Raw genomic sequence first — 23901 nt, forward strand, 5'->3', positions numbered from 1 at the left:
CCACCGGATGCGAACATGCGGTGGCAAGTCTAAATCAAGATGATATTTTATTCCGGATCATAAAGACCGAGGTCTGAGAGATGTAATCTGAGAATCCGGCGTAATTCCAGCACGGCTTCAGGCGTTTCCTGAATCGAGTGGCCGCCCTTAATCACTTTGCTAGATACTGCACCTTCCAAGTAAGCGCTTTCGTATGAAACGATATCATCACTCATGAGCTTGGTATCTTGAGTATCTACGGTATTGCCGATAATAGAATGAAATTTGATATTTTTAGAAGGCTGAATATCCTCAGTTAATGCAGTAAATTTTGAATTTTCACTCAGATCGCTTGGGCCATTCTGAATCAGGTCATGCCCCAGTTCTTTGACAAATTCGTTTAACCCAATCTGGACTTGCAGGGTATCGGCAAAGGCACCCAAAAATGCACCCGGTATACGGATAATTTTACGGGCCAGTTTGGTATGCCAGCGGTCGGCATATTCTGTCCCACGATGCGGTGTCGCTAAGAAAATGGCCCGGGTGAAATTCGGAATAGGTTGCATTTGCAGGCGTGCTTTAAAGAGCGGGTTATCCTTAAATTGTGCAATGCGGGTATTTTGTACCAGCTTGAATGCATCTTGGGTAATATCGGCCTGACTGACCATTAAACGGGCAATCACGCCTCCCATACTATGTCCGACCAGTACCGCATCTTTTTTGGCTGGTGCATTGTTCGCGACCTGGGCAAAGCCTTGCTGAACCAGAGCATTAATTTGAAAACGGCTTTCCAGAATCGGCATATTAGTAGAATAAAATACCTGCCAGACCTGGAAATTTTCCCTTAATACCGGATCACCCATAATGTCGTTGGTCAGACGAATCCAGGCTTCAGGACTGCTGGCTAGGCCATGAATCAATACCAGCACTTTCTTGTTCGGATTATAAGGTTCCAGCATGTACAGGTGCGGCATGCTCAGACTGTCTTCGCGATTAATCAGGGTCAGATAGGCTAAACGCCCCAGATTATTCTCGGCTAGCCATAAGCCGTAAGGTGCAGAAAAGTTGGCGGCCAGCGCATATTCTTTCGAAGCCACCTTAATCTTTTCATGCTTATAAGGATCATACAGTTTCAGGTGAAACTCTGAAGTAGATAAAATCTGTTCCGTCGAATTCGCGGATTTGGGTACAGCGGTAATGGTGGTCGCCAGATAGCGGGCTGAATGAATGTTTGGATTGATACCATTTGGATAGTTGTGCTTGAGCGGATCGACAATATATTTTTTATCCTGCTCGGTTTGCTGTGCTTCAGGTAAGACCACTAAAAATTCTGAACCAAAACCATCACGGCGGGTGATAGAACGCAGGCCGGAAAAGTTCATGTTATAGGTGGACATCAGCTGTTCAATGGTCTGGTTTTTCAGCTGCGGAAAATTTTCCAGATCAATGGTATATACACTATCACCGACCTGAATGCGCTGGCCGGACTGTTTGGTTTTATAACGTTCAGCATAGCGTTGAATCAGATGGGCAATCGCCAGGTTATAAAAGTCACGAATCTGAACCTGGCGGTTATCAAAAATACGCTCTTGCGGCGCACGCTCGGTTTTAAATAGATAGGCATAGCTATAACGAATGCTTTTATCCAGCATAGTGAGCTGCTGATCCAGACATTTCTGGATATTCTGCTTGTGTTGTTGCTGTTTTTCCGGTGATCGGGTTTTGTTTAAAACACCGGTGTTGCATTCGGCAGACTTGGCATTTTGTAAGGAGTTGGCTAGATATAATTCACTTGCTGTAGAAAGCAATTGTTCATCTAAAATCTGGGGAATACTTTTCAGATCTTCCACACATTCTTCGGGCTGATCAATACAGATCTGGGCTTCACGACCTGTCATGGACAACACATTCAGACTGGCTTCGCTAAGCTTGTCGCGGGTCAAGATGCTGTCACGCTCATTGTTCAGCGTGACATTAATGGCCTGTTCCTTAACACTCACCACCTGACAGCCGCTGAGTACGCTGGTGATGAGTAAAGTGCACAGCATTAATCTTTTATTTATTTTTTCGTGCATAAAACTTTTCACTGAATTCAAGTTATAAAGCGGGATAATGTTTTGTATTTTACTAATTTTTTCCCATAAAAATAGACCGCCGTAGCAGTCTATTTGTAATCAAATTGAAGCGAATCTTGATTATGGGGTCACCGGTGCTGTTGCTGGGTCTGTAGCCGGAGCGGGTGTTGATGTTTGCAAAATTTGCCAAACATTCCAGCGACCATTTTTCTCAATTTCCTGAATCAGACGGTCTGCTACTTCAGCTTCTTGCGGATATTTCACCTTATAGTTCGCCAAGGTTTGAGTGGCATTTTTCTTCTGTTCCAATGCAATATAATTATTGGCTGCAGAAAGATAAGCCTCCTGAACGCCAGCTTTCATGGCTTTGTCCAGATAAGCGATGGCTTCACGTTGACCACCGCCTTCAGACAGACCAAAACCAAACCAGAAGTTGACCTCAGGATCATCTGGATTAATTTTGAGAATACGCTGGGCATAGGTCAGGGAATTGGTGGTATAAACTGAACCTAGATCCAGGTTACGTGCCATCACGCTGGCTTTAAAAGCACGCATCAACACATCAAAAGAGGCATTTGGACGGGCTGCTAAAGTATCCAGTTGTCGGGTGACTTCACGCAATTTGGCTTCAAAACCACGGCGTTCCTGACGATCGCTGAAACGTGGTGGATAATGACGTGCCTTACCTTCGACCATTTGCAGGAAATCGTCAATTTCGGTGATATCGATTTCATTTGAATTGGCAAGTGCTGCATAACGCATTGCACGTGTATTGCTATCTACCACTGGAATAATCAGTTTATTCACATCCAGGGTCAGTTGCTTGGATGGATCATTAGGATCCGTCACCACCATCTTGGTTACAGGCTGCGCTGCAGCTTTTTTCAAATGCACTTCAAATTCAGGTGGTTCATTATAATTGAATGGATTTAAAGCATAAAATGGTGGGCTCAGTTCAGGCTCTACAAAAACCACTTGGTCCACAGGTTTCTCAGCAGATTTCTGAGGAGTGGTGGAACACGCAGTAATTGTGAATGCTAAGCAAGCAAGTGCCAAGGGCTTAAAGGTCATAATAGTCATCCATTCTGTTATTTTTAAAACATCTATTCAAAAATTGCATGATCGTCAGTCTATGAAAACTATAACGATCATGCAAGTAAACCCGTGTTACAGAGTGAAGTGTGATATTCAGGCTTTGGATTGGCTGGTTTGCGCTTCACATTCACGGCGCGCTTCTTCCAGAATCTCCAACTCTTTTTTGCTCAAAGGCTGGCCATCCTGTTGCTGCTTGTTAAAGGTCGGATCTAACAAAGAAAGACGATTGCACAAGTTGTTCATGCGTTTTTCATTTTGCTGAATGCGATCCAGCAGAATCCGCATACCTTCTAAAATCGGATCGGACTGGTCTTCAGTCGCGGCATAGGGCTGGAAACCGATACTTTCGGCATAGTCACGACGACGGGCTTCAGCATCATCTTTGGGTTTGTCTTTGGTGATAAAACGTGCCGGGTTGCCCACCGCTGTGGCGTTCTCAGGAACTGCTTTGGTGACGACCGCATTAGAACCGACTTTGGCATTTTTACCCACGGTAAATGGTCCAAGAATCTTGGCACCAGCACCGACTACCACGCCATCTTCTAGCGTTGGATGACGTTTACCTTTATTCCAGGTCGTTCCACCCAAAGTCACGCCGTGATAAAGCGTCACGTCATCGCCAATTTCAGCAGTTTCGCCAATTACGACACCCATACCGTGATCGATAAAGAAACGGCGGCCAATTTTTGCACCCGGATGGATTTCAATGCCTGTGGCAAAGCGGCTAAACGAAGACAACGCACGCGCAGTTCCTTTACAGTCTTTGTTCCATAGCTCATGTGCCATGCGATGCATGATCAGCGCATGAATGCCAGGGTAAGTGGTTAAGACTTCTAAGGTATTGCGTGCTGCAGGATCGCGCGCAAAGACAGCTTGTATATCTTCTTTGAGCTGTTTTAGCATTAGATTTGATCCTCGTCCTGTGATGATGTGTGTGAAGATTTTTTCCAGGTACCGTTATTCAATGCCTGAACACGGCTGAAAATACCACGAAGTAAGTGATATTCCATACGATCTAATTGTATACGTCCGAAGAGACGACGCAAGCGTAAAGGCAATAATCTTGGATTTTTTGGATCCATAAATTCAATTTCTGCCAGCATTTTTTCCAAGTGCGGATAGAACTGTTCCATCTGCGCATGATTGACTAAAGGCTCATCCCATTCCATTTCAATGCCATCAATGACTTGCATGGTCGCTTTAGCATCACGTGGCTGTTCAATTTGACTCATCGTTGCCATGCGCATCTCATAGCAGATCACCTGAATCGCCTGAGCTACATTCAGTACGCCATAATCAGTGTTCACAGGAATAGTCAGGTGATAGTTGGCCATCGCCAGTTCTTCATTGGTCAGACCACGGTCTTCACGGCCAAATAGAATCGCGACTTCCTGCTGATCTTGTACCACAGCGGTCATGGCTTTTTCAGCGGCAGGGCGCACATCTAACAGCGGCCAGGGAATAGTACGGCTGCGTGCGCTGGTGCCGAATACAATCTGACAGTCTTTAATGGCATCTTCAAGGGTTTCTACAATCTCGATCTGCTCGATCAGGTCAGTTGCACCCGCGGCCAGCGCGTCAATATCCGGATGCGGATAGGTTTTTGGTGCCACCAGAACCAGCTTGGACAAGCCCATGGTTTTCATGGCACGTAGGGCACTGCCGATATTGGCAGGTAAAGTGGTATTGACCATGACAATACGCACATGGGAGAGATGTGCTGAAACAGCAGCATTGTCAATTTGACTCATGAGGATTCCAATTTTAAGGTGTTTTAAAGATCAGGATTTATGAATATTGCGGCTGGGATTCGGCCTGATACAGCTCCAGTGCATCATCCATGCTCATGCCCGCAGGCGGCGGAGGAATATCCACCGGCTTGGCCTGTTCATAGGACACGGCTTTGGCAGCTTTGGACTTGACCTGATACTCAATATGCAAGGCTTCTTTACCAAAATAATCACGCAATTTGGCTAGGAGCTCATCCAGTGGGGCGACTTTCCAGTTGAGACCCAGATGCAGTTCAGTCGTGGCATACGGATAGTCCAGATACAGAATCACCGGAATATGTGCGGACATATCAACATTGCAATAAGGAGTCAGAATCTGCTGCAAGTCACGGCTCAAGCTCTTGCTGAAATGCTCGGCTGTGAGGGTAATCTTGATGCTATTGGCACGTTTCTGGCGAATTTCATTCAGGCTGAATGCTTTGGTGAGGCGTCCCATCGGACGGTCAAAGCCTTCACGCTCATAGATTTCGCCTTCAATCACCACCACTTTATCGAGCTGGATAATCTCTTTAAAGCGGTTGAAGCGTTCGTGATTGGCTGAAATCTCAATCCGTGCCGTACCATCATCCAGTGTCATCATCATCCGGTTCGGGAAATTGGCAATATCCACCACCAATCCTGCAAACACGGTGGTCACGCCACGGCGGGTCGGCGTCAGCTCATTGATCTGACTAGGCACAAAGGCTTTCAGTTCATTGCGATACACATCAATCGGGTGGCCGGTTAAATACAGGCCAAGCGTGTCTTTCTCACCTTTCAGGCGAACTTCATCCGCCCAAGGTTTGACTGGCTTAGATGGCTTGCGCTGAACTTCTTCAACTTCGCCAAACAGGTCCATGATGCCGGTTTCACGATTGGAACGTGCCTGTTCCGCAGCTTGAACCGCTTCAGGCAGTTGCGCCATCAGGTCGGCACGGTCAATTCCCAAGCAATCCAGTGCACCTGAACGAATCAGTGCTTCTAGAGTACGCTTATTGATTTTTTTCAGGTCAATACGATGACAGAAATCAAACAAGTCACGGAATGGACCTTCTTGTGCACGCGAGTCAATCACCGACTGCATCGCCGCTTCACCGACGCCTTTGATCGCCCCCAGACCATAGACAATGGTTTGCTCATCGATAGCATGGAATTGATACAGCGACATATTCACTGACGGTGGTAAAACTTCCAGATTATTCTTGCGACAGTCATCAATCAGGAATACCACGTTGTCGGTGTTCTGCATCTCCGAGGTCAATACCGCAGACAGGAATTCTGCCGGATAATGCGCTTTCAGCCATGCAGTCTGGTAAGCAACCAAAGCATAAGCAGCCGCATGCGATTTGTTAAAACCATAGCCGGCGAACTTTTCCATATAGTCAAAGATATGGTTGGCCGTGGCTTCATCAATGTCTTTTTTCGATGCACCTTCAATAAAGATCTGGCGCTGTTTGACCATTTCTTCCGGTTTTTTCTTACCCATGGCACGACGTAACAAGTCCGCGCCGCCGAGGGTATAGCCGGCACAGTACTGTGCAGCCTGCATTACCTGTTCCTGATACACCATAATCCCGTAGGTGGGTTCTAGCACGCCTTCAAGCAATGGATGCAGATATTCAAAATCGCCACCATGCATCCGGTGGATAAAGTCAGGAATCAGATCCATCGGGCCTGGACGGTACAGTGATACGAAAGCAATAATTTCTTCAAATTTGCTTGGGCGTGCCTCTTTCAGCATCTTTTTCATGCCCACGGATTCAAACTGGAATACCGCAGTGGTGTTGGCATTGGCAAAGACCAAATACGCGTCTTTATCTTCAAGCGGGATATAGGCAATGTCTAAAGGCTTGTCAGATTTGATGCGTTTATTGATATTTTTAACCGCATCTTCAATCACCGTCAGGTTACGCAAACCCAAGAAGTCAAACTTCACCAGACCTGCAGATTCGACATCGTCTTTATCGAACTGTGCCACGCGTCCGGTACCATCGGCATCACACATGACCGCAGAGAAATCGGTAATTTTGGTTGGCGAGATCACCACACCACCGGCGTGTTTACCGGTGTTTCGGGTAATACCTTCCAGTTTCAGTGCCATTTCCCAGATTTCGGCTGCATCGTCATGGTCTGGATTGGATGGATTGGTGACGATATCTTTAAGCTGGGGTTCAGCTTCTAGTGACTCAAGCAGGCTTAGACCTAAAGGCTTGGTTGGGATCATTTTCGAAATACGATCCGCCAGACCATAAGATTTACCCAAAACGCGGGCAACATCACGAATCGCACCTTTGGCCGCCATAGTGCCGAATGTTGCAATCTGGGAGACCGCATCACGGCCATAGGTACGTGCTACATAGTCAATCACGCGGTCACGGCCTGCGATACAGAAATCGACGTCGAAGTCGGGCATCGAAACACGTTCCGGGTTCAGGAAACGTTCGAACAGCAGTTCATAACGCAGCGGGTCAAGATCGGTAATTTTTAAGCTATAGGCGACCAGTGAACCTGCACCCGAACCACGGCCCGGACCGACCGGAACGCCGTTACTTTTCGACCACTGAATGAAGTCCATCACGATCAGGAAGTAGCCCGGGAATCCCATCGAGTTAATGATGTTAATCTCGTATTCGATACGCTCATCATAAGGCTTGCGGATTTCTGGCCAGTCTTCATCACGTTGTTCAGGCGGATACAGGAAATTCAGGCGTTCTTCCAGACCTTCTTTGGACAAGTGTGCAAAGAAGGTATCAATGGTATGACCTTCAGGAATCGGATAATCAGGCAGGAAGTATTTGCCCAGTTGCAGCGTCACATTACAGCGTTTGGCAATGTGATAGGTGTTCTCAATCGCAGATGGAATATCCGAGAACAGCGCCGTCATTTCTTCAGCAGATTTGAAATATTGTTCAGGTGAATAGGTTTTAGGGCGGCGGTTGTCACCAAGCACATAACCATCTGCAATACATACCCGTGCTTCATGCGCTTCATAATCTTCACGGGTCATGAAATGCACATCATTATGTGCGACCACACCGATATTGTATTTTTTTGCCAGCTTAACGGCTTCCAGAATAAAGTTATCTTCATCCGGACGATTGGTACGGGTCAGGGCAAGATAAACACGATTACCAAATTTTTCGACCCATTCTTCTAGCAGCGGTTCCGCTTTTTGCGGATTTGAACTCATCAGCATTTTGCCGACATCGGAATGCATTCCGAGCAGGGCAATCATGTCCTCAGGCTGATTTAAAATCCATTGTTTTTGAACGCAGGGAATATCCAGTTGCTGACCACTGATAAAGCCTTCAGACACCAGTTCAGTCAAGTTGCGCCAGCCGGTATTGGTCATGGCCAATAAGGTCATGCGATGTTCGGCATCATTCAGGCGAATTTCAGAACCCAGAATCGGCTTGATGCCTTTGCCCAGGCATTTGCCATAGAATTTGACGGCAGCATGCAGGTTAGAAAGATCCGTGAGCGCAAGGGCAGGCATCTGTTCTTTCTCGGCAGCTTTGACCAAGTCAGGTATCCGTACGATGGATTCAGTAATCGAAAATTCTGTATGAATACCAAGATGAACAAAGTGCATAGATGAGTCCCTGCTAAAACCATTGAATAGTTTAACATGGGATTTATTGTTTCAGTTTGAAATTGAGGGGGAAATGGCTAACTTTTAGGTCAAGTTTGAATTTGATTTTTTAAGCTGATTATTTAGTTAGTTGTTAGAAGATATTTTCTTTTACTTTTGATGGGACAAAAGTAACAAAACCCTTTTGTTGATCTAATGGAACTTCCATGTGCTATAAATCAACGGGCGACTTCCTGTCGCCGTGGCACGTATCAAATAGTTGCAGGACTTTACTTTGAAATAATGAGAAAGGGTTCGTAAGTATTAAAAACAATAAAACCCTCTTTTTAGAGGGCTTTATTCATACATAGAAACTAGCTTAACGAAGTCGGGATAACCAGTCGCCGAGGCTTTGTACAATCTGCACCAGAATCAACAATACAATCACCGTCATGATGACTACAGAGGTATCAAAACGCTGATAACCATAAGAAATCGCTAAGTCACCAATACCACCCGCACCGACAGCACCGGCCATTGCCGTTGCACCAATCAAACTGATGGTAGCAGTAGTCAAGTTTAGAATCAGTGAGCTACGCGCTTCCGGCAGAATAAACTTAAAGATAATTTGCATTGGCGTCGCGCCCATGGCTTGGGCAGATTCGATAATACCCTCATTCACTTCGAGTAAAGATGTTTCAATCAGGCGACCAATGTATGGACCGACATAAATGGTTAATGGAACAATCGCTGCCCATGTACCAATCGATGTGCCGACAATTAACTTGGTCAGTGGAATGACTGCGATTAGCAGGATAATAAACGGCAGCGAACGTAGCGCATTCACAATCGGATTGAGACCGTGATAAATCACACGATTCGGCAGAATTCCATTCGGACGTGTTACCAACAGGGTAATCGCCTGAATAAAGCCCCAGATACAGCCAAATAGCATCGCGAAGAACACCATATGAAAGGTTTCTTGCAGCGCTGTCACAAACTGATCTATCGACAGGGAGCTTTTCCAGAACGGCGCCGTGATCGTTGTTAGCCACTGTACAATCAAATCTCTCATGCCTGTACTCCCGCCTGATCGACTTGTACGCCGTGTTGTTCAAGGAATTTTATTGCTGCTTGAATTTCTTGTGCATCACCCAGTAGCTGAATAAACATCTGGCCAATCACCGTGCCATTAATTTCGGTCATATTGGCAAATAGAATATTTAAACTGATATTAAATTGTTTAATCACCGCTTGAATCACGGTTTCCTGAGCCGAACTGCCGAGGAATTTCAGGCAATAAATACTGTTGTGATTCTGGTTTTCCAGATTGGTCAGAATATTGACTGGTAAATGCTGCTGTAATACGGTCTGAATGAAATTCTTGGTGGTCGGGTGCTGTGGTTGACTAAATATTTGTAAGGTACTACCGGTCTCAATTACGTCACCTTTTTCCATCACGGCGACATAATCACATACAGTTTCAATCACATCCATTTCATGGGTAACCATAACAATGGTGATGCCTTGTTCTTCGTTAATTTTTTTAAGTAGCTGTAGAACAGATTTGGTGGTTTGTGGGTCCAGTGCAGAAGTCGCTTCATCACAGAGTAAAATTTTTGGATGATTGGCAAGGGCACGAGCGATCCCGACACGCTGCTTTTGACCGCCAGACAATTCATCTGGAAATGCATGACGTTTATGTTTCAGGTCAATAAAGTCTAATAATTCTTCGAGGCGTTTTTCTCGTTCTGCCTTGCTCCAGCCCAGGAGTTTCATTGGCATTTCGATATTGGCTGCCACGGTTTTGGTTTGCATTAAATTGAAATGCTGGAAAATCATGCCGATGCTGGCACGTTCTTGACGCAATGCTTTGGCATCGAGTGCGGTAAAATCTGTTCCGTTAATGATAATCCGGCCTGAGCTTGGGCGCTCAAGCAGGTTGATCAGACGGATGAGGGTGCTTTTACCAGCACCACTATAACCGATGATGCCAAAAATACTGCCGGTTGGAATCTGAAGATTAATCTGATTCAAGGCATGCAAGGTTTGACCCTTAAGCTCATACTGTTTTGAAATATCTTTAAATTCAATCATAGTGTCAAAAACTGCATCACGGATAAAAAAACAGGCAAGAAATCGTCCTTGCCTGTTCTAAAAGTCTATTATAGTACTATTTTGATTCAGTTAAATACGTCACAGGTTTGTTTACCGCAACTTTCGTACCACCAAAATGTTCATCAACATATGCTTTTACTGCTGGCGTATGATACAACGCACCTACTTTTTGCAGAACTGGATCATTTTGACGATCTGCTGCAACCGCTAATACGTTTACATTCATTTTTGTGCTTTGGTCGATTGGCTCATAGTAAATCGCATCTTTCAATACGTTTAAACCACCTTCCATTGCCAAGGTATTGCCCAGCACAATCGCATCCACTTCGTCTTTTACGCGTACTGCAGTCGCCATTTGAATTGGCTTAATCACGATTTGTTTTGCATTTTCGGTCACATCAGACGTTGTACCTTTGACATTGTCAAAACCAGCTTTTAATTTAACCAGGCCTGCTGATTGTAAAAGTAATAATGCACGTGATTCGTTTGCGCCGTCATTCGGAATGGCAATGGTCGCACCGGTTTTAAACTCGTTTAAAGATTTTACTTTGCTTGAGTAAATGCCCATAGGCTCTAGATAGGTCGTAGATAGAGGTGCAATTTTGGCTGTGTTGGCATCGTTGTAAGCCACCATATAGGCATAAGACTGGAATGCATTCACATCAATTTCTTTGTTGGCTACTGCTGTGTTCATCGACACATAGTCAGTGAAATTTTTCACATCAAGTTTGATACCGGCTGCTTTGGTTTCAGGCAGGGTCGCGATATAACGCCATACGTCTGCATCTGAACCGGTCGAAGCCATAGTTACAGTTTGAAGACCATTTGCATCTTTAGTTTGCGCTGCATCAGTGGCAGGCGCTTCCTGTTTACCACACCCAGTTAAAGTCAATACAGAGGCACTCAAGATAACGCCAAGTAACTTTTTCATGAAATTGTCCTAATTCTATTCTTGCCTAGAGTATAAGCATTTTTAAATCGTGTTAAATAAGAGTTTTATTACGATCTAAGTAGATAGCTTGATCATGGTTGAAGAAAGCTTGAAGTCGAAAGCTGCAAGCGTGCAACAACAATTCTGGTGAACTTGATCAAGTCAGAGGCAGCCCAAATCTGATGTATTTAATCTATTTGGAGAGAGAAAATAGATATTTTATAAGTACATGGCAAGGTTTGAGTGCTCTGAAGTTGCGGATATCATAGCAATAAATCTATATTCGATATACTGGATAAAAAAGCCTTGCTTATCTCTTTAGTCGAATATAAAAAAAGATCTTTTAAACAAAATTTTAATTAAAACAATATATTATTTATATTAAAAATATAGTTTTAATGGATGTGTTTAAATAGTGATCTTTATAAGATTTTGTAAGATAGAAATATAAAAAATGCATATAGATAAATATAAAAAAATATCTGATTTTTTGGGAAATGAAGAAAATTCGATCATTAACGAGATAAATCTTTCCTTTATATTAACTAAGCGAGTCAGTATCTGATCTTGGTTTCCTCAGGTCATGATACTGCAAGCTTGTTTTAACAAAAGGGAATATACAGATAATCCGAACGCTGTTTTTCATAGAGTACGTGTCTACACAAGATATGATCGGCAGGTACAAGTGGATGGTCAAACTCTCTTACTTTTTCTAAGCCAATGTTTTGCATGACACGTTCTGAGGGCGTGTTGATGCAGGCAGTAAAAGAAATGACTTTCTCTAGGCGCAGGGTTCTAAAGGCATATTTTAGTACTGCTTTGGCTCCTTCAGTAGCATAGCCTTGGTTCCAATATTGCGGTAGCAAGCGCCAGCCAATTTCAGGTGCATCTGCCATTTCAAACTCAGGCGGATGCACGTGTAAACCAATAAAGCCAATAAATTCGCCAGAGCTTTTAAGCTCTACTGCATATAAACCCCAAACACGTGTTTCGATGGCATCTTTTAAGCGTTGCATAAATGCAGTGGCTTCGGAAGCATCGAGTTTTTTAAGAAAATAACGCATGACTTCATCGTCTGCGCATATCTAGATAAATGGGGCAGTGTCGGAATCTTGCCATTGGCGGAGGATGAGGCGAGGGCTGGATATTTTAATCATATTTCTTTCATGGTTGAGGTTTCTATGTTTAACTAATTGATTTAAAATTAAATTAACTCAAATTATAACAAGTGGAAGAATGAAGACTAAGATCATAAAAGAATTAATCATAGGTTATCTAGTTATTATTGTTATCATGACATTTATAACCTACTTTTTAATCTACCCCTTAGCAATAGATAAGGGTACGGCTGTAGCAACTATGTTTGGTTGGTCAGCAGGTCTTTTTGCGCCATTGTCTGCTTTTATTTTGTTAAATGCTTGGAAAGAACAAAATAATTTCATGGTCAAACGAGATTTAATGATTGATACATTAGAATATTTAGATGAGGCAACTAGGGCAATAGGGCAAATATATTGGCTAATTTATATAAATGAAACTAAAAATTATTTTTATCCTTACAATGAGAAAAATATACCTTTAGACTTACATAAATTTATCATGGATGAGCATACAATTTTTGTGAAAAATTTAGGTAAATTTCAGAAAGTTGCACTGAGAATTTTAGATAATGCCGAATCTAATGAATTTATTGAACTATATAAAATTTTGAATAAGCTACACGATGAAATAATTTATGCTTTAAATATGAAAAATAAAAAAATTGAAGTAGATATTCAGACTTATAACGATAAATTTCCATATTTGTATGATTACTATCATGATCTTCTTGAAAAGAAAGAAAAATATGAAATTCTAGCTAAAGATTATCTTATTGCGAAATAATAAAAACCCCGCACTCAGCGGGGTTTTTTAATACTTAAACTGAGTTAAGCATTTTCACGCGCAATCGCGCGGTAACCAATATCTTTACGGTATTGGACACCATCGAATGTTACTTTTTCACAAAGCTCTAATGCTTTTGCTTGCGCTTCACCAATGGTATTACCCAGTGCAGTCACACAAAGTACACGACCGCCAGCAGTGACGATGTCGCCATTTTCATTGGCTTTAGTACCTGCATGGAACACTTTCGCATCTGCCATTTCAGTGTCTAAACCTGAAATCACATCACCATTGCTTGAAGTTTCTGGGTAGCCTTTTGACGCTAAAACGATACCAACAGTCTTGCGCTCATCCCATTCAGCTTCAGCAGGTAAGTTACCTGCAATACCAGCTTCAACGAGATCCACCAAAGATGATTTTAAACGCATCATGATCGGTTGAGTTTCAGGGTCACCAAAACGACAGTTAAACTCGATTACTTTTGGTTGACCTTTGTCGTCAATCATCAAGCCAGCGTATAAGAAACCAGTGTAAACGTGACCGTCTTTTTTCATACCTTCAACGGTAGGACGCATCACTTCATTCATGGTTTTTTCAAACACATCAGCAGTCACAACAGGTGCAGGAGAGTAAGCACCCATACCGCCGGTGTTCGGACCTTGGTCGCCTTCAAAAATACGCTTATGGTCTTGCGATGTTGCCATTGGCAAGATGTTGTCGCCATCAATCATACAAATGAAAGATGCTTCTTCACCCGCAAGGAATTCTTCGATCACAACGCGAGAACCTGCATCGCCAAACTTGTTACCTGCAAGCATGTCATCAATTGCTGCAAATGCTTCTTGATTGGTCATGGCAACGATTACGCCTTTACCTGCAGCAAGACCATCAGCCTTGATCACGATTGGCGCACCATTTTTCTCAACAAATGCTTTCGCAGCATCTACTTCAGTAAATACGTCATAGAAAGCCGTTGGAATGTTATGGCGTTTAAGGAAGTGTTTAGCGAATGCTTTAGAGCCTTCAAGCTGCGCAGCAAATTGAGTTGGACCCCAAATTTTAACGCCAGCTTCACGGCATGCATCTACAACACCATTTACAAGTGGTGCTTCAGGACCAACAACCACTAAATCAACCGCATTGCTTTTTGCAAAGTCGATAATCGCAGCATTGTCTAAAATATTTAAGGCAACATTTTCGCATTTATTTTCTGTTGCAGTACCTGCATTACCCGGTGCTACAAATACTTTTGCGACTTTATCATCTTGCGCGATTTTCCATGCCAATGCATGTTCACGACCGCCATTACCCAAAACTAAAATATTCATTAAAAAAAATCCTTCTGAAATAGAATCCCCCTAAATCCCCCTTTGATAAAAGGGGGACTCCCTTCGCTCTACTATGATATAGAAAACCCTCCTTTATTAAGGAGGGCTAGGGAGGATTTAAAATTAATTAGTGACGGAAGTGACGCATACCAGTGAACACCATTGCAATACCAGCTTCGTCAGCTGCTGCAATTGTTTCTTCATCACGCATAGAACCACCCGGTTGAATAATGCATTTGATACCTGCTTTGGCAGCGTTATCAATACCATCACGGAATGGGAAGAATGCGTCAGATGCCATTACCGCACCTTCAACCACTAAACCAGCATGTTCAGCTTTGATTGCAGCAATACGGGCAGAGTTGACACGGCTCATTTGGCCAGCGCCGACACCGATCGTTTGACGGTTTTTGGCATAAACAATCGCGTTAGACTTCACGTATTTCGCCACTTTCCAAGCGAAGATCATGTCATCAATTTCTTGTTCAGTTGGTGCGCGTTTAGTCACAACTTTAAGATCATCTTTAGTAATCATGCCTAAGTCTTGATCTTGAACTAACAAACCGCCGTTTACGCGTTTGTAGTCAAGTTGTGCAGCACGTTCGTCAATCTTTGGAAGTTCGCCACATACTAGTACGCGTACATTTTTCTTCGCACCAGTGACTTCAAGCACGCCTTCAGCAACGCTAGGAGCGATGATTACTTCAACGAATTGACGGTCAACAATTGCTTGTGCAGTTTCAACATCTAATTCACGGTTGAATGCAATGATGCCGCCGAATGCAGATTCTGGATCAGTTGCATAAGCAAGATCGTAAGCAGCTTTGATACCGTCTAAAGATACTGCAACGCCACATGGGTTGGCATGTTTAACGATGACACAAGCAGGCTTTGCAAATGATTTAACACATTCAAGTGCAGCGTCTGTGTCCGCAATGTTGTTATAAGAGAGTTCTTTACCTTGTAACTGTTTTGCAGTTGAAACAGAAGCTTCAGTTGCAGCTGGATCTACATAGAATGCAGCAGACTGATGCGGATTTTCACCATAACGTAAGTCTTGAGCTTTGTTCAATTGTGTATTGAAAGTACGCGCGAATTTGTCAGCCTGACCTTCCTCGACACCTACGCGAGCGCCTAAGTAAGATGCGATCATACCATCGTATTGCGCAGTATGTTCAAATGCTTTCACTGCCAGGTCAAAACGGGTTGCATAAGATAAAGCACCTTCCGCTTTAAGCTCAGCAATTACCGTTGCGTAGTCAGATGCATTCACTACGATACCGACAGAAGCATGGTTTTTTGCAGCAGCACGAACCATAGTCGGACCACCGATGTCGATGTTTTCGATCGCATCAGCAAGTGAACAGTTTGGTTTTGCTACAGTCGCAGCAAATGGATACAGGTTAACAACAACAAGATCGATCGCATCGATGTTGTGTTCAGCCATCACTGCTTCGTCTAGACCACGACGGGCCAGAATGCCGCCATGAATTTTTGGATGTAGTGTTTTAACACGGCCGTCCATCATCTCTGGGAAACCAGTGTGCTCTGAAACTTCAACTACAGCCACATTATTGTCTTTCAACAATTTGTAGGTACCACCTGTAGATAAAATTTCTACCCCTAGAGCAGCAAGTTCTTGTGCAAATTCAACAATACCAGTCTTGTCAGACACAGAGATTAAAGCGCGTTTAATAGTCATGATCTTCGTCACAGTTTTCAAGGAACAGAATAAAACAAAATCAGCAATTTACAGGTTAAAAAAAATGCCTGCGGAAGCCGCAAGCATTTTATCATTTATTCACTCATTAAACCGTGAGCTTTTAACTTTTTACGTAAAGTACCACGGTTGAGTCCGAGAATCTCGGCAGCACGTGTTTGGTTACCACGTGTATATTCTAGAACTACAGATAGAAGAGGTTTCTCCATTTCTGCTAGCACCATGTCGTATACCTGAGATGGTTGCTCGCCCTGCAGTTGTGCAAAATAGTGGCGAACTGCGCGATCTACGTGGATACGTAAAGCAACATCAGATTGTGCAGTAAAAATAGGAGATTTGCTATTCATGCGAATTAATCCGAAAAACAAATATCACTTGGGTAAAGTGATATATAAAAGTGGTCTAGAAATTGAAATGAACTCCATTTTAGATCCTAAAACGGAAGTTCTAAAACTTAGTCATTACATTGAGCCTGTAGCTTGACACATCTCTGCGATTTGGTCGAAAAATAAGCGTAACAATAGTTAAAGTTTTGTTACTGACCAAAATCAAAACAAAAAAATCTGCACGATACGCAATAAATTTTATAGCGCATTAGGCAAGACTGTATTTGTTGTGAAAAAGTCGCGAGGAGTTGCAGCACATAGCTTTCGTGGCGCGTATCATACCATTGTCTAAGCAAAAGTGAGCAAGAAAACTGCATTTTTTTTAACTTTTTTTAATTTTTTAATGCTTTCTCAGCAGATTAGGGGCGAATTATTTCCAAAGTATAGCGATCAAAGCTTTTACGATCGACTGGAAGCTTAAATTTGAATTTAAACGGGCTGTTTTTTGGGATGCGCTGAATATTGACCAGACTTTCAATCAGGTACTCTTCGGAGGACAGGTTATAAGTTGCAATCACTTCACCGCGATGTTCCAGATTGATTCTTAAAATCGGTAAGGCCAGGCTACGGTCATGAAAATTGATCAGCTCACCGCTAAACTCAGCTTCATTATTACCGGTTGCCTTGATTTTGACTTTATTGGCCTGAATCAGTGTGTAGTATTTTTCCAGATTGGAACAATTAAACACTTCACAGGCAGTGTTAAAGGCCAGGCTCATAACGTGACTGTTTTTGATGTATTGCGGATTGAACCAGAAGAATTGAAACATCAGCAGGCTGAACAGTGACAGATTGAGTAAACTCCAGCCTATATAGTACATTGGCCCGCGTTTAGTCTGTTTTTCTGCCTGATCTTCCCAATTCATGCTCGGTAATACTGAAATTGGCTCGGTACTGAAATAATTCAGGTTATTTAAATAGGTTTCCAGGTCAATATTGGAATGTTCAACTTTTTGATCAAAAATCTGTAGCAGGCTATGACGATTGTGCTGATCTGCGTGATAAACACCTGAGTTATTTTGAGTATCAGTTTCGCTGAATTCGCTGGAGTTCGACTGAGCCTGAGATATTGATGCGGTGACCGAATTCCGGGTTTCGGTCACCAAATGCGATAAGGCATTAAATGAAGTAGTACATTTGGGACAGCAAACCATACCCTGCGCAACGGTGAGTTGAGCAACTGTGACCTTATAGGTGGTGGAACAGGTAGGGCAATGGGTTCTTTTGTCACTCATGGATTATTTATAGGCTCATTCGTTCTTATGGCGTTTACCCGAGATACGGCACCAGTGCTCGTCTCGTTTTTCTACCTCTAATATATCAAAATAATTTGAGTAAATGCTAGTAACATCAGCAACTTGCTCTTCAATCACTCCGGCAAGTGCGAACTGTCCCTCAGATTTGATTAAAGTTGCGAACTCAGGAGCCAGCATCATCAGTGGTGCTGCCAGAATATTGGCAACAAATACGTCAGCTTTGGTATTGCCGAGCTCATCTCTAAATTCTTCTGGCAGTCCGACATAAAGTTTGTCCAGTACGCCATTCAGTTCAGCGTTTTGCTGAGTCGCCAGTACAGCTTGTGGGTCGATATCAGTAGCATATGCTTTTTTCGCACCTAATAGCAGTGCAGCTACCGCGAGAATGCCTGAGCCACAGCCATAATCGATGACAATTTTATCTTTCACATTAATTTTGCCGAGCCATTGTAAGCACAGGAAAGTTGAAGCGTGGTTGCCTGTTCCGAAAGCCAGACCTGGATCAAGCTTGATGTTTACCGCATCGGCATCAGGTGCTTCCATCCACTCCGGTACGATCCAGTATTTATCAGCAATCTGAATAGGCTCATAGGCATCCATCCAGGTACGTTCCCAAGCCTGATCTTCAATCAGTTCATGACGGATCGGAGCATCTGGCATTTGTGTACGAATAAAGGTTTCTAGTGCGGCAACATCGATTTCTTCGCCTTCTTCCTGCGCATAAATACCGGTCACAATCACTTTATTCCAAAGTGGCGTTTCACCTGGAAGTGGTTCCAGCAAATCCTGGTTTTCAGCATCATCCAAAGTCACACTCACTGCGCCTAGCGAGCTGAGTAATGTCTCAGTAAAATCAACCTGAGCCTGTTCAACCGTAATATGAATTTGTAACCACTTCACAGAAATAACCTTTATACATTTTTCAAAAAGCTATTGTAACGGAAGTTCAGACTCAACGCTGCTATCTTCTTGATCCATTCCCAAAATAAAAAGGATGCCTGAAGCATCCTTTTAAGCGTTCCAGAGCTTATCTAATCCAGATTCGTTAAAGGTGTTTGCGCCGGGAGTGGTGCAAGCCGATTCAACAAGCTGCCAAAAATTGCAGCAAAGATATACATAAAGATAGAATAAACCGCGGCTGGCATTGCCACAGCAGCACTGCCAATCACGGTCAGGGCAATGGTCATGGCGAGGGTGCTGTTATGAATGCCAATTTCAAATGCACTGGCACGGGCTTGAGCGCTATTAATATTCAGTAGTCGTGGAATCAGATAACCAATACTCAGGCTCAAGGTGCAGAATAAGGCAGTCGCTAGACCAACCTGGGTCAAGTATTCGCCGATATTTGTGCGTTCTTTAATAAGTGTGGCAATAATAATCAGCACCAAAAAGCCAATCGAAAAAATCCGCAGCGGCCGATTCAGTTTTGCTGTCACGCCTGGTGCATAGCGCCGAATCAACATGCCAATTCCCACCGGAATCAGGATGATCGCAAAGACTTGCAGAATCTTGCCGAATTGCAGGCCAACTTGCTGGCTATCCTGCATAAAATGCATGATCGAAAAATTAATAATTAAAGGTAAGGTAATCGCTGCGATGACTGAGTTGATAGCAGTCAAAGTGATATTGAGGGCTAAGTCACCTTTAAACAGATAGCTAAACAGGTTGGCTGTTGCACCCCCGGGCGAAGCCGCCAAGAGCATCAACCCGACTGAGAGTAATGGGGTTAAAGCGAATAGCTTGCAGAGTAAAAAGGCAATGCCAACCAGAATAACCAGTTGGCAGAACAATGCTATAAATACGGCTTTGGGGTGACGAGTGACACGGCTAAAGTCCCGAGGCGTCAGTTCAAGGCCCAGTCCCATCATGATGATTGCAAGTGCCAGCGGCAGTAATATCGTTATAAGGCCAGAATCCATCTGTATGCTCCTTGTCGAAAATTGTTTTAATACTTCTGATTTTCTTTAGAAAAGCATACAGCCTTATAGCAGAATCAGCCAAATAAATTACAAATCTGATAAACGACTTTTATTGCTATACACCACTTGCTGGCGACTAATCAGCACACCGAAAATAGTGGCGAAACTGTACATGAAAATTGTATAAATGCCTGCAGGAATAGCCATCGTGACATTATTTAAGACCGATATCGCAATCGTCAGCGCAATGGCAGTGTTATGAATGCCAATTTCAAAGGTACAGGCGCGTGCCATTTTCTCTGGGATACCCATGAGTAAAGGAATGCAATAGCCAATAAACAGGCTGGAAAAACATAAAATCGCAGTTGCTGCACCAATATTGGCAAAGTATTCGACCAAATTCGAACGTTCTCTGAAAATGGCGAATATCAATAGGATGGTTAGAAAACCGATAGAGAGTAAGCGCATGGGCCTGCTGACAGTAATTGACAGTTTTGGAAATTTGGCCCGAAGCAGCATACCCATGATCACGGGAATCAAGGTAATTAAAAAGACCTGCATAATCTTTTCAACTGGAAAAGTCACGTTTGAGTCATGACTCATAAAGTAGTGTAAGGACAGATTGATAATAAAGGGCAGGGTAAAAATAGAGATGATGGTATTAATGGCGGTTAGAGTAATATTCAGTGCCACATCACCTTTATATATGTAGCTAAATAGGTTCGCGGTTGGGCCACCAGGTGAGGCGGCTAGCAACATCAGACCTACAGCAAGCAAAGCGGGCAAGTCCAAAATCAGACAAATAAAAAAAGCAACGCTGGGTAATAGGACTAACTGCGCAAATAAAGTAATAAAAATGACTTTAGGATAGCGACTTAAGCGCAGGAAATCTTTGATAGTGAGTTCTAGCCCCAGCCCCATCATCATAATTGCCAATGTAATTGGCAAAAAAACGCTAAAAAACCCCGAATCCATGAATTTGCCTTTTTATTATACATTTATAGGTATATTTCCAGTTTAGCCTAGATGAATAAATAAGCAATAAAAAACGGGCAAAATGCAGTCACTTTGCCCGTCAAAGCTTTTACTTGAAATCTAAACTATTTAGATATATATCGGCTACATACCTGGCTGGCCTTGCATTGGTGAATCAGGCTGTGCTGGCTGGTTCATCTGATGCTGCATAGGCTGGTTTTGCATATGTGGCTGCATCGGTTGGCTTTGCATCTGAGATTGTCCCTGAGGGCGTGGTGGCATAAAGCCTAATGCACATTTACCTTTGACTTCGGCACCATTGATGGTGGCAGTAGTCGCACCACTGTTGCCGCTACAGGTACTCATGAGTTCGGCTTCATCGCCTTTGATTGAAGCATTTTTGGATGAAGCGAAAAACTGCGGCTCACAGGTACCATTCCAGATAATGCCGCGATAGGCAAAACTGACTTGTGCACCTTGGGATTTGCCTTTACAAACCTGTTGGTACTTTTGTGCATTATAAATGGTTTCGACCTTATCATTCGCTGATGCAGCAAATGGCGCAAAACATAAACCACATAGAACGGTTGAGAGGAAAATATTCTTATTCATCTTTTATACCTTTGTTTGTAATGTAACCAACATATAGATTAAAAAATGCGCGAGATTAAACAATGCAAATCGAGTAAATTTCTCAGCTTATATGTTTAATTTATATAGTTCCTCTGCAAAGTTAAATTACAGTGCTTTATTGTTATGCGAGTTAAGTGCGATTTATCTCAGGATAAATTCAACTGAATTTGTCTACTTTAGAGTGAAATTTGCTATAATGCTCAGCTATTCTTTTTTATCTCTCAATTACCACTATGCATTATCCTAAAGTATACGATGTCATTGTTATCGGTGGCGGTCACGCCGGTACGGAAGCGGCTCTGGCTGCAGCGCGTATGGGTCGACAGACTTTACTCTTAACTCATAACATTGAGACTTTAGGGCAGATGAGCTGTAACCCGGCCATCGGTGGTATTGGTAAATCGCATTTGGTGCGTGAAATTGATGCCTTGGGCGGTGCGATGGCACTGGCTGCCGATAAAGGCGGTATTCAATTCCGTATTTTGAACTCGCGTAAAGGTGCTGCAGTACGTGCAACACGTGCGCAGGCGGACCGTGTACGTTATAAAGCGGCTATTCGCGAAACATTAGAAAACCAAGCAAACCTTGATATTTTTCAGCAAGCCGCAGATGACCTGATTGTTGAAGGCGATACCGTTAAAGGTGTGGTTACCCAAATGGGTATCCGTTTTGATGCGAAAACTGTGGTGCTGACAGCAGGTACATTCTTAGGTGGTGTCATCCACGTTGGTCTGGAGAAATCTAGCGGTGGTCGTGCTGGTGATCCGCCATCTATTTCACTTGCACATCGTTTGCGTGAATTAAACTTGCCAGTAGGTCGTTTAAAAACAGGTACACCACCACGTATTGACGCGCGTTCAGTGGATTTCTCTGTGATGACACCACAGCCGGGTGATTTCCCATCTCCGACCATGTCATTCATGGGGGATGTGTCTATGCATCCTGAGCAGGTAAATTGCTATATCACGCATACCAATGAACGCACGCATGAAATCATTCATGGCGGTTTAGACCGTTCACCGATGTACACGGGTGTGATCGAAGGTGTTGGACCACGTTATTGCCCATCGATTGAAGATAAGATTCACCGTTTTGCCGATAAAGATTCTCACCAAGTCTTCTTGGAGCCTGAAGGCTTGGATACACATGAGCTTTATCCAAATGGTATTTCGACTTCTTTACCGTTCGACGTTCAGTTTGAACTGGTTCGCTCGATCCGTGGTATGGAAAATGCGCACATTCTTCGTCCGGGCTATGCCATTGAATACGATTATTTCAACCCACAAGCGTTGAAATTTACCCTTGAAACCAAAGCAATTAATAACTTGTATTTCGCCGGTCAAATCAACGGCACAACCGGTTATGAAGAAGCGGGTGCGCAGGGTTTGCTTGCAGGCTTGAACGCTGCACGCCGTGCTTGGGATCAGGAGCAATGGACGCCAAAACGTGATGAAGCGTACATGGGCGTACTGGTTGATGACCTGATCACACTCGGTACCAAAGAACCGTACCGCATGTTTACCTCACGTGCCGAATACCGTTTGATGCTGCGTGAAGATAACGCAGATCAGCGTTTAACAGCAATTGGTCGTGAAATGGGTCTAGTGGATGATGCACGTTGGGCAGTGTACTGTGAGAAAATGGAAGCAGTAGAAAAAGAAACGGGTCGTTTACAACACCTGTGGGCTGCACCAAACAATCCAATGGGCAAGAAATTCGTTGAGATGACCGGTGCAGACCTGTCTAAAGAATGTTCGGCGATTGATTTGTTGAAACGTCCAAACATTTCATTTGCTCAAATTGCAGAGTTAACCAATTCTGAAGTATCACCATTTGTCGGTGAGCAAATTGAAATTGCAGTGAAATATGCGGGTTATATTAATCGTCAGCATGAAGACGTCGCACAAATGAAACGTCTTGAAGAAACCCGTATTCCTGCGGATTTCGATTATGACATCGTGTCAGGTCTGTCCCGTGAAATTACCCTGAAACTGAAAGATGTTCGTCCTGAAACATTGGCGCAAGCCAGTCGTATTCCAGGTGTAACCCCTGCAGCAGTTCAACTGGTGATGATTACAATTCGTAAGAATGCACAAGCAAAGAAATCTGCTTAAGATTTTGCGCTAAAAAAGCCCGCATTAAGCGGGCTTTTTATCGGCTTGTAGTTTTGTATAAGTTTTGACTATCGTTGAATTAAAAATAACTACTATTAAATTAAGTTGTTGATAAATATATATAATAAATATTATTAAGATGTATTAA

At 43.3% G+C, this 23901-nt stretch carries 19 protein-coding genes; 2 read left to right on the forward strand and 17 right to left on the reverse strand.

Translation table 11 applies throughout. The annotated features are described in order from the left end of the window. Positions 1 to 47: 47 nt before the first annotated feature. The 9 genes from AC13CK_RS09210 to AC13CK_RS09250 all read right to left on the reverse strand — a co-directional run bounded on the left by AC13CK_RS09210 (position 48) and on the right by AC13CK_RS09250 (position 12602). Positions 48 to 2054 carry an esterase/lipase family protein gene (locus AC13CK_RS09210; RefSeq protein WP_482831114.1) on the reverse strand — a complete coding sequence of 669 codons (2007 nt, stop codon included), beginning with the start codon at positions 2052 to 2054 and terminating at the stop codon, positions 48 to 50. Between the two features lie 120 nt (positions 2055 to 2174). After that, complete coding sequence (locus AC13CK_RS09215; protein WP_004646689.1) at positions 2175 to 3125, reverse strand: ABUW_2363 family tetratricopeptide repeat lipoprotein; 951 nt, start codon at positions 3123 to 3125, stop codon at positions 2175 to 2177. Between the two features lie 117 nt (positions 3126 to 3242). Beyond that, positions 3243 to 4052, reverse strand: coding sequence for a serine O-acetyltransferase (gene cysE, locus AC13CK_RS09220; protein WP_004279928.1), 810 nt, complete (start codon positions 4050 to 4052; stop codon positions 3243 to 3245). Continuing rightward, positions 4052 to 4900: an RNA methyltransferase gene (locus AC13CK_RS09225; protein WP_004279927.1), complete on the reverse strand. Its 849-nt coding sequence runs from the start codon at positions 4898 to 4900 to the stop codon at positions 4052 to 4054. The genes cysE and AC13CK_RS09225 overlap by 1 nt, the downstream gene beginning before the upstream one ends. Positions 4901 to 4937: 37 nt before the next feature. Continuing rightward, a complete protein-coding gene (gene dnaE, locus AC13CK_RS09230; protein ID WP_482831115.1) occupies positions 4938 to 8510 on the reverse strand; it encodes a DNA polymerase III subunit alpha in 3573 nt (1190 codons plus the stop codon). Positions 8511 to 8868: 358 nt separating this feature from the next. Beyond that, positions 8869 to 9564 (reverse strand): methionine ABC transporter permease, encoded by a 696-nt coding sequence (locus AC13CK_RS09235; RefSeq protein WP_004279923.1) that lies wholly within the window; start codon positions 9562 to 9564, stop codon positions 8869 to 8871. Beyond that, on the reverse strand, positions 9561 to 10586 hold the full coding sequence (locus tag AC13CK_RS09240; protein WP_044110226.1) for a methionine ABC transporter ATP-binding protein: 1026 nt from the start codon (positions 10584 to 10586) through the stop codon (positions 9561 to 9563). The genes AC13CK_RS09235 and AC13CK_RS09240 overlap by 4 nt, the downstream gene beginning before the upstream one ends. A 76-nt stretch (positions 10587 to 10662) precedes the next feature. Continuing rightward, positions 10663 to 11538, reverse strand: a complete 876-nt coding sequence (locus tag AC13CK_RS09245; RefSeq protein WP_005100876.1) for a MetQ/NlpA family ABC transporter substrate-binding protein — start codon at positions 11536 to 11538, stop codon at positions 10663 to 10665. A 602-nt stretch (positions 11539 to 12140) separates the two neighbouring features. Beyond that, positions 12141 to 12602, reverse strand: coding sequence for a GNAT family N-acetyltransferase (locus AC13CK_RS09250; protein ID WP_425878216.1), 462 nt, complete (start codon positions 12600 to 12602; stop codon positions 12141 to 12143). 172 nt (positions 12603 to 12774) lie between these two features. On the opposite strand from AC13CK_RS09250, the gene AC13CK_RS09255 reads away from it, so the two are divergent. Beyond that, positions 12775 to 13422 (forward strand): hypothetical protein, encoded by a 648-nt coding sequence (locus AC13CK_RS09255; RefSeq protein ID WP_346799681.1) that lies wholly within the window; start codon positions 12775 to 12777, stop codon positions 13420 to 13422. 44 nt (positions 13423 to 13466) lie between these two features. Here AC13CK_RS09255 and purD read toward each other — a convergent pair whose 3' ends face one another. The 8 genes from purD to AC13CK_RS09295 all read right to left on the reverse strand — a co-directional run bounded on the left by purD (position 13467) and on the right by AC13CK_RS09295 (position 21618). Then, a complete protein-coding gene (purD, locus tag AC13CK_RS09260; protein WP_425878218.1) occupies positions 13467 to 14750 on the reverse strand; it encodes a phosphoribosylamine--glycine ligase in 1284 nt (427 codons plus the stop codon). A gap of 127 nt (positions 14751 to 14877) precedes the next feature. Further along, entirely contained in the window at positions 14878 to 16452 is a 1575-nt protein-coding gene (gene purH / locus AC13CK_RS09265; RefSeq protein ID WP_425878220.1) for a bifunctional phosphoribosylaminoimidazolecarboxamide formyltransferase/IMP cyclohydrolase, read from the reverse strand. A gap of 95 nt (positions 16453 to 16547) precedes the next feature. Then, the gene (gene fis / locus AC13CK_RS09270) at positions 16548 to 16817 is read right to left on the reverse strand and encodes a DNA-binding transcriptional regulator Fis (RefSeq protein ID WP_001086304.1); all 270 of its coding nucleotides are present in this window, start codon (positions 16815 to 16817) and stop codon (positions 16548 to 16550) included. A 398-nt stretch (positions 16818 to 17215) separates the two neighbouring features. After that, positions 17216 to 18091, reverse strand: a complete 876-nt coding sequence (locus tag AC13CK_RS09275; protein ID WP_004279897.1) for a DUF3426 domain-containing protein — start codon at positions 18089 to 18091, stop codon at positions 17216 to 17218. 15 nt (positions 18092 to 18106) lie between these two features. Next, the gene (prmA, locus tag AC13CK_RS09280) at positions 18107 to 19012 is read right to left on the reverse strand and encodes a 50S ribosomal protein L11 methyltransferase (RefSeq protein WP_005266631.1); all 906 of its coding nucleotides are present in this window, start codon (positions 19010 to 19012) and stop codon (positions 18107 to 18109) included. A 131-nt stretch (positions 19013 to 19143) separates the two neighbouring features. Next, the gene (locus AC13CK_RS09285; RefSeq protein WP_425878225.1) at positions 19144 to 20031 is read right to left on the reverse strand and encodes a bile acid:sodium symporter family protein; all 888 of its coding nucleotides are present in this window, start codon (positions 20029 to 20031) and stop codon (positions 19144 to 19146) included. An 87-nt stretch (positions 20032 to 20118) separates the two neighbouring features. Then, positions 20119 to 21006, reverse strand: a complete 888-nt coding sequence (locus tag AC13CK_RS09290; RefSeq protein ID WP_482831118.1) for a bile acid:sodium symporter family protein — start codon at positions 21004 to 21006, stop codon at positions 20119 to 20121. Positions 21007 to 21150: 144 nt separating this feature from the next. Next, the gene (locus AC13CK_RS09295) at positions 21151 to 21618 is read right to left on the reverse strand and encodes a hypothetical protein (protein WP_004279893.1); all 468 of its coding nucleotides are present in this window, start codon (positions 21616 to 21618) and stop codon (positions 21151 to 21153) included. Between the two features lie 254 nt (positions 21619 to 21872). On the opposite strand from AC13CK_RS09295, the gene mnmG reads away from it, so the two are divergent. Further along, positions 21873 to 23753: a tRNA uridine-5-carboxymethylaminomethyl(34) synthesis enzyme MnmG gene (gene mnmG, locus AC13CK_RS09300; RefSeq protein ID WP_482831120.1), complete on the forward strand. Its 1881-nt coding sequence runs from the start codon at positions 21873 to 21875 to the stop codon at positions 23751 to 23753. Positions 23754 to 23901: the final 148 nt, after the last annotated feature.

It is taken from the genome of Acinetobacter sp. L-24, from assembly GCF_056857555.1.

What these genes read in the sequence shown, in the direction of transcription:
- AC13CK_RS09210 (WP_482831114.1), bottom strand. Translation starts at nt 2,054, where the DNA reads ATGCACGAAAAAATAAATAAAAGATTAATGCTGTGCACTTTACTCATC.
- AC13CK_RS09215 (WP_004646689.1), bottom strand. Translation starts at nt 3,125, where the DNA reads ATGACCTTTAAGCCCTTGGCACTTGCTTGCTTAGCATTCACAATTACT.
- cysE (WP_004279928.1), bottom strand. Translation starts at nt 4,052, where the DNA reads ATGCTAAAACAGCTCAAAGAAGATATACAAGCTGTCTTTGCGCGCGAT.
- AC13CK_RS09225 (WP_004279927.1), bottom strand. Translation starts at nt 4,900, where the DNA reads ATGAGTCAAATTGACAATGCTGCTGTTTCAGCACATCTCTCCCATGTG.
- dnaE (WP_482831115.1), bottom strand. Translation starts at nt 8,510, where the DNA reads ATGCACTTTGTTCATCTTGGTATTCATACAGAATTTTCGATTACTGAA.
- AC13CK_RS09235 (WP_004279923.1), bottom strand. Translation starts at nt 9,564, where the DNA reads ATGAGAGATTTGATTGTACAGTGGCTAACAACGATCACGGCGCCGTTC.
- AC13CK_RS09240 (WP_044110226.1), bottom strand. Translation starts at nt 10,586, where the DNA reads ATGATTGAATTTAAAGATATTTCAAAACAGTATGAGCTTAAGGGTCAA.
- AC13CK_RS09245 (WP_005100876.1), bottom strand. Translation starts at nt 11,538, where the DNA reads ATGAAAAAGTTACTTGGCGTTATCTTGAGTGCCTCTGTATTGACTTTA.
- AC13CK_RS09250 (WP_425878216.1), bottom strand. Translation starts at nt 12,602, where the DNA reads ATGCGTTATTTTCTTAAAAAACTCGATGCTTCCGAAGCCACTGCATTT.
- AC13CK_RS09255 (WP_346799681.1), top strand. Translation starts at nt 12,775, where the DNA reads ATGAAGACTAAGATCATAAAAGAATTAATCATAGGTTATCTAGTTATT.
- purD (WP_425878218.1), bottom strand. Translation starts at nt 14,750, where the DNA reads ATGAATATTTTAGTTTTGGGTAATGGCGGTCGTGAACATGCATTGGCA.
- purH (WP_425878220.1), bottom strand. Translation starts at nt 16,452, where the DNA reads ATGACTATTAAACGCGCTTTAATCTCTGTGTCTGACAAGACTGGTATT.
- fis (WP_001086304.1), bottom strand. Translation starts at nt 16,817, where the DNA reads ATGAATAGCAAATCTCCTATTTTTACTGCACAATCTGATGTTGCTTTA.
- AC13CK_RS09275 (WP_004279897.1), bottom strand. Translation starts at nt 18,091, where the DNA reads ATGAGTGACAAAAGAACCCATTGCCCTACCTGTTCCACCACCTATAAG.
- AC13CK_RS09285 (WP_425878225.1), bottom strand. Translation starts at nt 20,031, where the DNA reads ATGGATTCTGGCCTTATAACGATATTACTGCCGCTGGCACTTGCAATC.
- AC13CK_RS09290 (WP_482831118.1), bottom strand. Translation starts at nt 21,006, where the DNA reads ATGGATTCGGGGTTTTTTAGCGTTTTTTTGCCAATTACATTGGCAATT.
- AC13CK_RS09295 (WP_004279893.1), bottom strand. Translation starts at nt 21,618, where the DNA reads ATGAATAAGAATATTTTCCTCTCAACCGTTCTATGTGGTTTATGTTTT.
- mnmG (WP_482831120.1), top strand. Translation starts at nt 21,873, where the DNA reads ATGCATTATCCTAAAGTATACGATGTCATTGTTATCGGTGGCGGTCAC.